Origin of the sequence: Sodalis sp. RH22, assembly GCF_047324165.1 — a bacterium.
GTDB lineage: Bacteria > Pseudomonadota > Gammaproteobacteria > Enterobacterales > Enterobacteriaceae > Acerihabitans.
In genome coordinates this window covers 2,661,424-2,674,044 of record NZ_CP178731.1, presented here as the reverse complement: position 1 = coordinate 2,674,044, position 12,621 = coordinate 2,661,424, and the positions used below count along the sequence as shown (strand labels likewise).

Here is a 12,621-nt window from a genome sequence, read left to right as displayed (position 1 = left end):
TCGATTGCTTTTTGCCCCAAAACGCGTAGAATTTCGGAGCTTTTTATACTACTGCTTTAAATGGCAACTGGGCCCCGTTCCTCGATGGGGCCCGGTTGTTTTATTAACTAAAGAGGATGTTATGGTAACAATTCGTTTGGCACGTGGCGGCGCAAAAAAACGCCCGTTTTATCAAATCGTCGTGACTGACAGCCGCAATGCGCGTGATGGTCGCTTTATTGAACGTATTGGCTTCTACAACCCGATCGCTTCCGGTCAGGCTGAAGGCCTGCGTTTAGACCTGGATCGCATCGAGCATTGGGTCGGCCAGGGCGCCACCGTTTCAGAACGCGTTTCTGGTCTTATCAAAGACGCGAAGAAAGCGGCTTAAAGGATCTCGGTGGCGGCTATGAGCAAACAAATCCGTACCGCAATTCCCACCAACCCCATTATCGTGGGCAAAATGGGATCGACGTATGGCATTCGCGGTTGGCTCAGAGTGTTTTCTTCCACTGAAGAATCCGAAAGCATTTTTGATTACCAGCCCTGGTTTATCAAACGGGCGGGTGAGTGGCAGTGTATCGAGCTGGAAGGCTGGAAGCGCCACAGTCAGGATTTGATCATCAAGGTCAAAGGCATGGAAGACCGGGAAGCGGCGTCTCTGCTGACGAACTGTGAAATCGTCGTGGATTCAACGCAGCTGCCGGCTCTGGACGCGGGTGATTATTACTGGAAAGACCTTACGGGTTGCCGGGTAGTAACCACTGCGGGCTACGAGCTGGGCGGCGTCATTGATATGATGGAAACCGGCTCTAACGATGTCATGGTGGTAAAAGCCAACCTGAAAGATGCCTTCGGTATCCAGGAGCGGTTGATTCCGTTCCTCGACGGACAGGTTATCAAAAAGGTGGATCTCGGCGCTCATGTGATTGAGGTCGATTGGGATCCAAGTTTTTGAGCCCCGGTGGTAAAACAGTGATAATGGGTGGAACGGCGTTATGTGGATTGGTGTTATCAGCCTGTTTCCCGAAATGTTTCGCGCCATCACTGATTACGGGGTAACTGGCCGGGCAGTGAAAAACGGCCTGCTGAGTATGCAGTGCTGGAGTCCGCGTGATTTCACGCACGACAGGCATCGTACCGTGGACGAACGCCCGTATGGCGGCGGACCGGGCATGCTGATGATGGTGCAGCCCTTGCGGGACGCGATTCACGAGGCAAAAAAACAAGCAGGCGCCGGGGCGAAGGTTATTTATCTTTCCCCGCAGGGACGTAAGCTCAATCAGCAAGGTGTGAGCGAGCTGGCCGCCAACCCGAAGATGATTCTGGTGTGCGGCCGTTATGAAGGTATAGACGAGCGGCTGATAGCCACCGAAATTGATGAAGAATGGTCAATCGGTGATTATGTGCTCAGCGGCGGTGAATTGGCGGCCATGGCGCTGATTGATTCCGTCTCCCGGTTTATTCCGGGGGTATTGGGTCATGAGGCCTCGGCGGCGGAGGACTCCTTCGCCGAGGGCTTGCTGGACTGTCCGCACTATACCCGTCCCGAAGAGTTGGCAGGCATGGAGGTTCCGCCGGTGTTACTGTCGGGCAACCATGCGCAGATACGCCGCTGGCGTTTGAAACAGTCACTGGGCCGTACCTGGCTTAGAAGACCTGAACTTCTGGAAAGCCTAGCTCTGACTGACGAGCAAGCAAAGTTGCTGGCTGAGTTCCAACGGGAATATCAGCCCGAGCGACAAAACTAATAGGGGTATGCCAGCCTTGTTGCTGACAGCCCGAACACTCAGTTTACCTAGGGTAAGAGACCTATTATGAGCAACATTATTAAACAGATTGAAGAAGAACAGATGAAGCAGGACGTACCTGCATTCCGTCCGGGTGATTCCGTGGAAGTGAAGGTATGGGTTGTTGAAGGCAGCAAAAAACGTCTGCAGGCATTCGAGGGCGTGGTTATCGCTATTCGTAACCGCGGTCTGCATTCTGCATTCACTGTTCGCAAAATTTCCAATGGCGAAGGTGTTGAGCGTGTGTTCCAGACTCATTCACCGGTTATCGACAGCATCACGGTTAAACGCCGTGGCGCCGTGCGCCAGGCCAAACTGTATTACCTGCGTGAACGTACTGGTAAGTCTGCGCGTATCAAAGAACGTCTTAACGCCTAGTACGCTTTCGCAACATCCGAAAGCATTTAGTTATCAAAGGCCGGCCGGTAGGCCGGCCTTTTTTCTCTTTTTTACCTTGCCCTGCAAAAAATTTCTGTATTGGTTCATTACGTGATCCAGCGACCTGTAATCCTCGTCTGTGCTGTTTTCACTGTCCCGCGCTAAGGCCTCTCAGGCAATCGACAGGGTCGATTTGCGCGCTGCCGGACCCTCACCCCGCCATATCGTTAGCGCACGATAGACATTCCTTCGGCGCTATCGGGAATACTCCTGTTTTGCAGCGGATGGCGAAAGCTGATTAAAGGGAGTGGCCGAAGGTGATCACCGATTCCGATCTGACTTTGCGGCGTGCGCGGCGGCACGTTGTTCAATGGGTTTATCGTAAATATATATTTACAGTAAAATGATTTTAGCCTGAAGTTTACGTCCACATAGAGGATGGGTAAAATCACCCTATGCGGTAAATTTGTTATAATATATTGTAAATAAAGGTTTTTTGTTTGATGGAGTAGGGCGGTGTTCGCGCGGTATCGCCCCGTTTACGCGGATGCTAAAAAGGAATACGATTGGTACCATAATATTTACACATATGGATTGAAAACTTTACGGAGCATGGTATGGTATAGCCCATACGCAGCGGGAATACGCTTTTGCGACCCGCGGCAATAACCTCTGGTCAGGACTTCTCTCATGCAAAAAGACGCGCTCAATAATGTTCATATCCTTGATGAACAAGTGATGATAACGCCGGAAGAACTAAAACGGCAGTTCCCTTTAACCGATGCCGAGCAGCAGGCTATCGCCGCGGCGCGGCAAACCATTGCCGATATTATCCACGGCCGCGATCCCCGGCTGCTGGTGGTATGCGGCCCCTGTTCCATCCATGACCTGGATTCGGCGCTGGACTATGCCCGGCGGCTGACGGAACTGTCGGCGGAGCTGAGCGATCAGCTGTATATCGTTATGCGCGTCTATTTCGAAAAACCCCGCACCACCGTGGGCTGGAAGGGCCTGATTAACGACCCGTACATGGACAACTCCTTCGACGTGGAGGCCGGCCTGAAAATTGCCCGCGGCCTGCTGCTGGATTTGGTGCGCATGGGCCTGCCGCTGGCCACCGAGGCGCTGGATCCGAACAGCCCGCAGTATCTTGGCGATCTGTTCAGCTGGTCCGCCATCGGCGCGCGCACCACCGAGTCCCAGACCCATCGTGAAATGGCCTCCGGCCTGTCGATGCCGGTCGGTTTTAAAAACGGCACCGACGGCAGCCTGGCGACCGCCATCAATGCCATGCGCGCCGCCGCCATGCCGCACCGCTTTGTGGGCATCAACCAGGCGGGGCAGGTAGCGCTACTGCAAACCCGCGGTAATCCTGACGGGCACGTCATTTTGCGCGGCGGCAAGCAGCCCAATTACCATGCCGCCGACATTGCCGACTGTGAACAGCAGATGGCCAAGGCCGGTCTTAACGCGGCGCTGATGATTGATTGCAGCCATGGCAATTCCAATAAAGATTATCGTCGCCAGGGCGAGGTGGCGCAATCGGCGCTGGCGCAAATCAAGGCGGGAAACCGTTCCATTATCGGCCTGATGCTGGAAAGCCATATACACGAAGGCAACCAGTCCTCCGAGCAGCCCCGAGCCGCTATGCGCTATGGCGTATCGGTAACGGACGCCTGTATCAATTGGCAAAGTACCGATACACTGTTACGACAACTGCACAATGAACTGCGCGGCGTCCTGGCGGGACGGCTGGCGGGAGAATAAGAGCGTATGGTAGCGGAGCTTAACGCGTTACGGGATCAGATTGATGAAGTGGATAAGTCCTTATTAGCTTTGCTGGCCCGGCGGCTGCAGCTGGTGGCCGAGGTGGGCGAGGTGAAAAGCCGTTACGGTCTGCCGATTTATGCCCCCGATCGCGAGGCGGCCATGCTGGCGTCGCGCCGGCAAGAGGCGGCGGCGCAGGGTGTGCCGCCTGATTTGATCGAGGATGTGCTAAGACGCGTGATGCGCGAATCCTATTCCAGCGAAAACGATAAGGGTTTCAAATCGCTTTGTCCGCAGCTGCGACCGGTGGTGATTGTCGGCGGCGGCGGCCAGATGGGCGGGCTGTTTAAAAAAATGCTGCAGCTCTCCGGTTACCAGGTCAGGATCCTGGAACAGGATGACTGGGCGCGGGCATCGGAACTGTTGGCGGACGCGGGCATGGTGATCGTCAGTGTGCCAATCCACCTGACGGTCGAGGTCATTGAGCGCCTGCCGCCGTTGCCGGAGGACTGTATCCTGCTGGATCTGGCGTCGATAAAAAACGCACCGCTACAAGCGATGCTGGCCGCCCATAACGGGCCGGTTTTGGGACTGCATCCCATGTTCGGTCCCGACAGCGGCAGCCTGGCCAAGCAGGTGGTAGTCTATTGCGATGGCCGGCAGCCTGAGGCCTATCAATGGCTGCTGGAACAAATCCAGGTATGGGGCGCCCGGCTGCACCGCACCAGCGCCGTGGAGCACGACCAGAATATGGCGTTTATCCAGGCGCTGCGCCATTTCGCCACCTTTGCTTATGGCATGCACCTGGCGGAAGAGAATGTCGAGCTGGAACAGCTGCTGGCCTTGTCGTCGCCGATATACCGCCTGGAGCTGGCGATGATCGGACGCTTATTTGCCCAGGATCCGCAATTGTATGCGGACATTATTATGTCCTCGGAAAGTAACCTGGCGCTGATTAAGCGTTATTACCAGCGCTTCGGCGAGGCCATTTCCTTGCTGGAGCAAGGGGATAAACAGGCGTTTATCGCCCGCTTTAAAAAGATAGAGCATTGGTTCGGCCGCTACGCCCAAAGCTTTCTGGAGGAAAGTCGCTTGCTGCTGCGCCAGGCCAATGATATCCGCAAATAGTCAGGTTCAACCAACGCAGGGCCATGTGATATGGCCCGTTTCATGTCAGCGCCAGTGAGCGCGCGATTTATTGTGGATCGACCGGCACCACGTTTTCCGACGGGTAGCAACCCAGCACTTTCAGCGACCGGGTGATGGCCTGTAGCCCGATCAACGCCTTTTGCATCGCCGCGCCGCGTAAATTAGCCTGTACGTCGATATAAAACATCTCTTCGCGCGGATTGCCGTGAATGGGCCGCGACTCCAGCCGCGTCATCACAATACCCTGATCGCGCAGCACCAGCAGCGCCTCCACCAGCGCGCCGGACTGCTGGCCGGTGGCCATAATCAGGGTGGTCTTGGCCGGTACCTGCTCGGACACGTCAATGGCCTTGCGCGCCAGCACAATAAAGCGGGTGAAATTTTGCTGTTGATTGGCCAGATTGTGTTCCAGCACCTGCAGGCCGTACAACGCGCCGCCAGGGCCGCTGCCGAGCGCCGCCGCATGCGGGGAGCGCAGCGCCGCCACTTTTTCCATGGCGGCGGCGGTGCTTTCGCAATACTCAATCTTCCACTGCGGATAGCGGCTGATAAACTGGCTGCACTGCTGGAACGGCTGCGGATGGCTATACACCACCTCTATTTGGTCGAGACTGCTCTCGCCGGTGACCAGCATACAGTGATCGATGGGATTGGTCAGTTCCCCCACCAAGGAGAGATGGGTATGTTGCAGCAGGTCGTAGACGTCGTTAATGGATCCTGAGCTGCTGTTTTCAATGGGCAGCACGCCATAATCGGCCTGGCCGGTCTCCACCATCTGGATGATGTCGGGAAACTTCTGGCAACCGCATTCCACCACCTGATCAAAATAGCGTGCGCCGTATTGCCGCGCGGCCAGATGTGAATAAGAGCCTTTCGGCCCCAAAAAAGCGACGCGTGCCGAGCGCTCCAGGGTTTGGTTCAGGTTGGATTGCAACAGTGCCTGCTGGGTCAGCACGGAATCTTCGATAATCAGCTGAAACAGCCGCGTAATATAAAATCCGTCGAGATTGAGTTTTTTGCCTTCCGTGACCAGGTGTTCCAGCAGCATCCGTTCACGTTCCTTATCGCGGATGGGACGGTGGGTGGTTAATTTGCTGCGCGCCACGTCGAGCGCCAGCCCGCGTCTTTCCGCCAGCAGTGATAACAGCTTTAAATCCAGTGCGCTGATGCGTTCGCGCAGTGCCAATAATGGGTTGTCGCTCATGTTGTTAGCTACCTTTCAATCGGTCATAAAAAAAGCCTCCTGTTTTCAGGAGGCTTTTTTGTTCGTCTTCGTATTCTTTCTCATAGGACGACGGCCTCCCGTTCAGGGGAAGATAAAAAAGAAGGCGAAGAAAAACGGTGTGGTATGCATGGTATCGACTTTGTAGTTATCCGGAGGCTTACAGTAACCGCTGGCTTTTCATTCTGTCAATATAAAACGCGCCATTAAGGCGCGTTATGATCGTTGTATCGGCTATCCAGGCCTGCCCGCTGCCGGGATGGGATCATCGCCTGGCCGGCATGCGGTTATTCTTCGACAATGTTTGTCGCGGCGGTCTTGACGCATTCCGCGGCGCGGCGGGCTTCGCCCTTATGCTGTACCTTATTGAGCTGGCGTTCCAGCTTGGTAATCAGTTCGTTGATGGCAGCATACATGTCCTGGTTGCTGGCGCTGGCGACTAATTGCCCGTTAGGCGTATTGAGGGTGGCATCGGCCACAAATCCCTGAGGTTGCTTGGAGAGGATTATATGAGGATTTATCAGTTGGGTCTGCCATTTAGCCAGTTTAGCCAGGCGTTCTTCCGCATGTTGACGAATGGCCGGAGTAATATCCATTTGCTTACTGGTAATATTGATAATCATATCACTACCTCTCTACCTATTTCCGTCTACGTAATTTAAGCATACCCCCAGAATGACGGGAAAGTGTGATTTATGTCACTTATTTTTCGGGGTTGAGCGGGCGATCACAGGTTTTGTGACACCCTCGCGCTAAAGCGGGCGCAAGGCTTGAGTGTTGCGGATGAATGGGGCATTATCGAATGGATAAGTCAGGTGGCGTCCTGTCGATTTATCCCGCCCAAGCCCTCCCCAATTTCCTTTTTAATGCCCCGTCCTGACCAAAAAAAACGGTAGCCGAAGCTACCGGGATTTCGTTGTCGGCGTGCGCCGGTAATCAGGCTGGATTGGCGCTGATGACTTTTGCCACTTTGTCGGCCTGTCCCTGAAGCTGCAACTGCCGGTAAGCATTTTGCATCAAAGGCAGCGCGTCGCGTGTGGCCTGGGCGTCGGGGAAATCACGCAGCATCTGCTCGACCCGGTTGACCACCGCGACATAGGCGCCGCGTTTGGTGTAAAACTGTACGACGGCCAGCTCATACTTGGCCAGGCGATCCTTCAGATAAACCAGACGTTTGCCGGCATCCGTGGCATACTGACTGTTCGGATAGCCGCGAACCAGTTGCGTAAAATCACGATAGGCCGCGCGGGCATGCTCCGGGTCGCGGTCGGAACGATCCACGCCGAAGAACCCTTGCAATGCGCTGTCGTCCAGCGCCATATCTGTCAGGCCACGCATGTAGAGGACATAGTCGACGTTTGGATGCGTCGGATTCAGGCGCAGAAAGCGATCGATCGAGGCTTGGGCTAAAGTGAGATCCGCCGATTTATAATAGGCATAAATCAAGTCAAGCTGAACCTGCTGCGCATAGGGACCGAACGGATAGCGGTTATCCAGTGCTTCCAGTTCCCTGATGGCTCCCTTATAGTTGCCGTCCTGCAATTTGAGCTGTGCGGAAGCATAAATCTCGGCGGGCGGATTATCCGGAACGGGATCCTTGGAACTGGAGCAACCGACCAGCATCAGGCTCAATGTGGCTGCTGCCACCAGATATTTCATACGCATCATGACGTTTTGCTTATCCTCGAGTGTTATTCCGGGAGACTGTCCGTTAAGCTCCCGAATGAGACCAGCTACAATAGCATATTATTCTAAACGGCATTGCCGTGAAAACCCTTTGATAACGAAGAAGCTGCATATGGCACAACAACTACTACTCACCGGTGTGGTGAATGAATCACAACTCGGGCAACGATTAGATCAGGCTTTGGCCGAAATGTTCCCTGATTATTCCCGATCGCGCATAAAAGTCTGGATTCTGGATGGACTGGTCCAGGTTAACGGGATCGTGCTCCCAACGCCGAAAGAAAAGGTGCTGGGAGGAGAAAACATTGAAATCAATGCGGTTCTTGAAGAGGACACGCGCTGGGCGGCCCAGGATATCGCCCTGAATATCGTCTATGAAGACGACGATATCATGGTGCTGAATAAACCCCGCGATTTGGTGGTGCATCCCGGCGCCGGCAATGCCGACGGCACTATCCTGAACGCGTTGCTGCATTATTTTCCGCCGATTGCCGAAGTTCCCCGGGCCGGCATCGTCCATCGCCTGGATAAGGATACCACCGGGCTGATGGTGGTCGCCAAGACGGTTCCGGCGCAGACCCGGCTGGTGGAATCCCTGCAGGCGCGGGAAATTACCCGTGAATATGAAGCGGTGGCCATCGGCAATATGACCGCCGGCGGCACGGTGGAGCAGCCGATTTCCCGCCATCCCAGCAAGCGTACCCATATGGCGGTGAGCCCGATGGGCAAACCCGCGGTCACCCATTATCGCATCATGGAGCATTTCCGTGTGCATACCCGTCTGCGGCTGCGGCTGGAAACCGGCCGCACCCATCAGATCCGGGTGCATATGGCGCATATCAACCATCCTCTGGTGGGCGACCCTTTATACGGCGGCCGGCCGCGTCCGCCCAAAGGCGCCTCCGACGCCTTTGTCGCACTGTTGCGCGGCTTCGATCGCCAGGCGCTCCATGCCACCATGTTGCGCCTGTATCATCCCATCACCTCCATTGAAATGGAATGGCATGCGCCGCTGCCGCAGGATATGGTGGATTTGATCGCCGCGATGCAGGCGGACGTCGCGATGGCCAACGAGCAGATGGAATAACCATGAGCCGGCCGATCGTCCCCGACTGGCCCGCGCCCGCCAACGTGCGCGCCTGTTCCACCACCCGCCGTGGCGGGGTAAGCCATCCGCCCTACGACTCGCTTAACCTGGGCGATCATGTCGGCGACGATGCGGACGCGGTGGCGGAAAACCGGCAACGGCTGATTGCGCTGGCGGGACTGCCCGCCGCGCCGCGCTGGCTGCAACAGGTCCATGGCACCGACGTCGCTACGCTGACCGGGGACGCGCCGGCGCTTAACCAGGCCGATGCGGCCTATACCCGCGAGATCGGGCAGGTCTGCGCGATCATGACCGCCGATTGTCTGCCGGTGCTGTTCTGCGATCGCGCCGGCACGGAGGTGGCGGCCGCCCATGCGGGCTGGCGGGGTTTATGCGCCGGCATCCTGGAAAATACGCTGGCGGGATTCCATGCCGACGCCGGTTCGATCATGGCCTGGCTTGGACCGGCCATCGGCCCGGCCTCGTTTGAGGTCGGCGCTGAGGTTAAGGCGGCGTTTGTTGACCGGGATCCGCAGGCCGCGGACGCTTTTCTTCCCCATGGCGATAAATATCTCGCCGATATCTATCACCTGGCCCGATTGCGGCTGCGCGCCGCCGGCGTTGGCCAGATCTATGGCGGGGATCGCTGTACTGTGACCCAGGCAGCATCATATTTCTCCTATCGGCGCGATGGTGTCACTGGACGTATGGCAACTTTGGTCTGGCTGATATAATCTCTTTCACCAAGACGGTCCATGGCGGATAAGCGGTATCTCCCACTTATTTGGCGAAATATCCTTGAATTTTAAATAAACGACCTTATTTAATCTCCAGTAGCAATTTTGACCAATATGGGAGGAGTTATGCGCTTGGATCGTCTTACCAATAAATTCCAGCTTGCCCTCGCCGACGCTCAATCACTAGCGCTTGGGCGCGACAATCAATTTATCGAACCGCTTCACGTCATGCAGGCCTTGCTTAACCAGGAGGGCGGCACGGTGCGTCCGTTGCTGCAATCCGCGGGCATCAACCCCGGGCCGTTGCGCACCGAGATTGAAAAAGCCATCGAGCGCCTGCCCCAGGTGGAAGGCACCGGCGGCGACGTGCAGCCTTCCCAGGATCTGGTGCGGGTACTGAACCTGTGCGACAAACTGGCGCAAAAACGCGCCGATAGTTTTATTTCGTCCGAACTGTTCGTGCTGGCGGCGCTCGATTCGCGCGGGACCCTGGCGGATTTGCTCAAATCAGCCGGCGCGAGCACGGAAAAAATCACCCAGGCTATCGAGCAAATGCGGGGCGGGGACAACGTGAACGATCAAGGTGCCGAAGATCAACGGCAGGCATTAAAAAAATATACCATCGATCTGACCGAGCGGGCGGAGCTCGGCAAACTGGACCCGGTTATCGGCCGTGACGAGGAAATCCGGCGCACGATCCAGGTCCTGCAGCGCCGCACCAAGAATAATCCGGTGTTAATCGGCGAGCCGGGGGTGGGTAAAACCGCCATCGTCGAAGGACTGGCGCAGCGTATCATTAACGGCGAAGTGCCCGAAGGCATGAAAAACAGCCGGGTGCTGTCATTGGACATGGGCTCGCTGGTGGCCGGGGCAAAATATCGCGGGGAGTTCGAGGAACGCCTGAAAGGGGTGCTGAGCGATCTGTCGAAACAGGAAGGCCACATTATCCTGTTTATCGATGAGCTGCATACCATGGTCGGCGCCGGTAAAGCCGACGGGGCGATGGATGCCGGCAATATGCTTAAACCCGCGCTGGCGCGCGGCGAGCTGCATTGCGTCGGCGCCACTACGCTCAATGAGTACCGGCAGTATATCGAGAAGGACGCCGCGCTGGAGCGCCGGTTCCAGAAAGTATTTGTCGCCGAACCGAGCGTGGAGGATACCATCGCCATCCTGCGCGGCCTGAAAGAACGCTATGAGCTGCATCACCATGTGCAGATCACCGACCCGGCCATCGTGGCCGCGGCGACGCTGTCCCATCGCTATATTTCCGATCGGCAACTGCCGGATAAGGCTATCGACCTGATAGACGAAGCGGCCTCCAGCATCCGTATTCAAATGGATTCCAAACCGGAGGCGCTGGACCGTCTTGAACGGCGTATTATCCAGCTTAAGCTTGAGCAACAGGCGCTGAAGAAGGAATCCGACGACGCCAGCATCAAACGGCTGGAGATGCTGGAAGCCGAACTGTCGCAGAAGGAACGGGAGTATTCCGAACTGGAAGAAGAGTGGAAAGCCGAAAAAGCCTCGCTTTCCGGTACCCAGTCCCTGAAAGCGGAGCTGGAGCAGGCGAAGCTTTCCATTGAGCAGGCCAGGCGGGTAGGTGATTTGGCGCGCATGTCCGAATTACAGTACGGTAAGATCCCCGAACTGGAAAAACAGTTGGCGGCGGCGGCCCAGGCGGAAGGCAAAACCATGCGCCTGCTGCGCAACCGGGTCACCGATGTTGAGATTGCCGAAGTCCTGGCGCGCTGGACCGGTATTCCGGTCTCGCGCATGCTGGAAAGCGAACGTGACAAACTGGTGCGCATGGAACAGGAACTGCACCATCGGGTCATCGGCCAGAACGAGGCGGTGGAGGCCGTGTCCAACGCCATCAGGCGCAGCCGCGCCGGATTGGCGGACCCCAACCGGCCCATCGGTTCGTTTATGTTCCTCGGTCCGACCGGGGTGGGTAAAACCGAGCTGTGCAAAGCGTTGGCGACCTTCTTGTTTAGCAGCGACGACGCCATGGTACGTATCGACATGTCGGAATTTATGGAGAAGCACTCTGTTTCGCGGCTGGTGGGCGCGCCTCCGGGATATGTCGGTTATGAGGAAGGCGGTTATCTGACGGAAGCCGTTCGCCGCCGCCCTTATTCGGTTATCCTGCTCGATGAAATCGAAAAGGCGCATCCCGATGTGTTCAATATCCTGCTGCAGGTGCTGGACGACGGGCGCTTAACCGACGGTCAGGGGCGTACGGTGGATTTCCGCAATACGGTGGTGATCATGACCTCCAACCTGGGGTCCGATATTATCCAGGAGCGGTTTGGCCAGATGAACTATCAGGAAATGAAAGATATGGTGCTGGGTGTGGTCAGCCATCATTTCCGTCCGGAATTCATTAACCGGGTCGATGAAGTGGTGGTCTTCCATCCCCTGGGTCGCGAGCATATCGCTGAAATCGCGCAAATCCAGCTGCAGCGTCTGTACAAACGGCTGGAAGATCGCGGCTACAGCATGACGCTGAGCGCCGAGGCGCTGGCGCTGCTCAGCGAGGAGGGGTTCGATCCGGTATACGGCGCGCGGCCGCTGAAACGCGCTATCCAGCAGGAAATAGAAAACCCGCTGTCGCAGCAGATGTTGTCAGGTACGCTTATCCCGGGCGTCCCCATCCGGCTGGAAGTGGAAAACGGCCATATCGTGGCCAGGCAATAACCGCATATCGCAATAACCTGGCAAAAAAGCCCCGCCGTGTTCACGGCGGGGCTTTTTTACTATGTCCGGCCTGCTGTTTGGTCGCACCGGGCATTCATATCCGTATCGATCGCCACCGTCCCCGTG

13 protein-coding genes and 1 other annotated feature are annotated in these 12,621 nt (G+C 56.4%); of the genes, 9 read left to right on the top strand and 4 right to left on the bottom strand.

What is annotated here, in order from left to right; all coding sequences use genetic code 11:
- Positions 1 to 121 precede the first annotated feature (121 nt).
- The 6 genes from rpsP to tyrA all read left to right on the top strand — a co-directional run bounded on the left by rpsP (position 122) and on the right by tyrA (position 5,042).
- Positions 122 to 370, top strand: coding sequence for a 30S ribosomal protein S16 (gene rpsP, locus ACL2XN_RS12280; protein WP_162363866.1), 249 nt, complete (start codon positions 122 to 124; stop codon positions 368 to 370).
- Positions 371 to 388: 18 nt separating this feature from the next.
- Complete coding sequence (rimM, locus tag ACL2XN_RS12275; RefSeq protein WP_410016310.1) at positions 389 to 937, top strand: ribosome maturation factor RimM; 549 nt, start codon at positions 389 to 391, stop codon at positions 935 to 937.
- A gap of 40 nt (positions 938 to 977) precedes the next feature.
- Positions 978 to 1,730, top strand: a complete 753-nt coding sequence (trmD, locus tag ACL2XN_RS12270; RefSeq protein WP_413722187.1) for a tRNA (guanosine(37)-N1)-methyltransferase TrmD — start codon at positions 978 to 980, stop codon at positions 1,728 to 1,730.
- Positions 1,731 to 1,796: 66 nt separating this feature from the next.
- Positions 1,797 to 2,147, top strand: a complete 351-nt coding sequence (gene rplS / locus ACL2XN_RS12265; protein WP_331123114.1) for a 50S ribosomal protein L19 — start codon at positions 1,797 to 1,799, stop codon at positions 2,145 to 2,147.
- 690 nt (positions 2,148 to 2,837) lie between these two features.
- Positions 2,838 to 3,914 (top strand): 3-deoxy-7-phosphoheptulonate synthase, encoded by a 1,077-nt coding sequence (locus tag ACL2XN_RS12260; RefSeq protein WP_410016308.1) that lies wholly within the window; start codon positions 2,838 to 2,840, stop codon positions 3,912 to 3,914.
- A 6-nt stretch (positions 3,915 to 3,920) separates the two neighbouring features.
- On the top strand, positions 3,921 to 5,042 hold the full coding sequence (gene tyrA / locus ACL2XN_RS12255) for a bifunctional chorismate mutase/prephenate dehydrogenase (RefSeq protein WP_410016307.1): 1,122 nt from the start codon (positions 3,921 to 3,923) through the stop codon (positions 5,040 to 5,042).
- Between the two features lie 67 nt (positions 5,043 to 5,109).
- Here the strand turns inward: tyrA and pheA are convergent, their stop codons facing one another.
- The 4 genes from pheA to bamD all read right to left on the bottom strand — a co-directional run bounded on the left by pheA (position 5,110) and on the right by bamD (position 7,953).
- The gene (gene pheA / locus ACL2XN_RS12250; protein WP_410016306.1) at positions 5,110 to 6,267 is read right to left on the bottom strand and encodes a bifunctional chorismate mutase/prephenate dehydratase; all 1,158 of its coding nucleotides are present in this window, start codon (positions 6,265 to 6,267) and stop codon (positions 5,110 to 5,112) included.
- Positions 6,268 to 6,292: 25 nt separating this feature from the next.
- Positions 6,293 to 6,418 (bottom strand) — a sequence feature (Phe leader region).
- Positions 6,370 to 6,417, bottom strand: coding sequence for a hypothetical protein (locus tag ACL2XN_RS12245; protein ID WP_218586196.1), 48 nt, complete (start codon positions 6,415 to 6,417; stop codon positions 6,370 to 6,372). It overlaps the preceding feature by 48 nt.
- Before the next feature lie 154 nt (positions 6,419 to 6,572).
- Positions 6,573 to 6,908 carry a ribosome-associated translation inhibitor RaiA gene (gene raiA, locus ACL2XN_RS12240; RefSeq protein ID WP_410016305.1) on the bottom strand — a complete coding sequence of 112 codons (336 nt, stop codon included), beginning with the start codon at positions 6,906 to 6,908 and terminating at the stop codon, positions 6,573 to 6,575.
- A 313-nt stretch (positions 6,909 to 7,221) separates the two neighbouring features.
- Positions 7,222 to 7,953, bottom strand: a complete 732-nt coding sequence (bamD, locus tag ACL2XN_RS12235) for an outer membrane protein assembly factor BamD (RefSeq protein ID WP_410016304.1) — start codon at positions 7,951 to 7,953, stop codon at positions 7,222 to 7,224.
- A gap of 130 nt (positions 7,954 to 8,083) precedes the next feature.
- Here bamD and rluD point away from each other — a divergent pair, with 130 nt between their 5' ends.
- The 3 genes from rluD (at position 8,084) to clpB (ending at position 12,495) form a co-directional block, all read left to right on the top strand.
- Complete coding sequence (gene rluD, locus ACL2XN_RS12230; protein WP_410016303.1) at positions 8,084 to 9,058, top strand: 23S rRNA pseudouridine(1911/1915/1917) synthase RluD; 975 nt, start codon at positions 8,084 to 8,086, stop codon at positions 9,056 to 9,058.
- 2 nt (positions 9,059 to 9,060) lie between these two features.
- A complete protein-coding gene (gene yfiH, locus ACL2XN_RS12225) occupies positions 9,061 to 9,792 on the top strand; it encodes a purine nucleoside phosphorylase YfiH (protein ID WP_413722189.1) in 732 nt (243 codons plus the stop codon).
- 129 nt (positions 9,793 to 9,921) lie between these two features.
- A complete protein-coding gene (clpB, locus tag ACL2XN_RS12220; RefSeq protein WP_410016301.1) occupies positions 9,922 to 12,495 on the top strand; it encodes an ATP-dependent chaperone ClpB in 2,574 nt (857 codons plus the stop codon).
- Positions 12,496 to 12,621 lie beyond the last annotated feature (126 nt).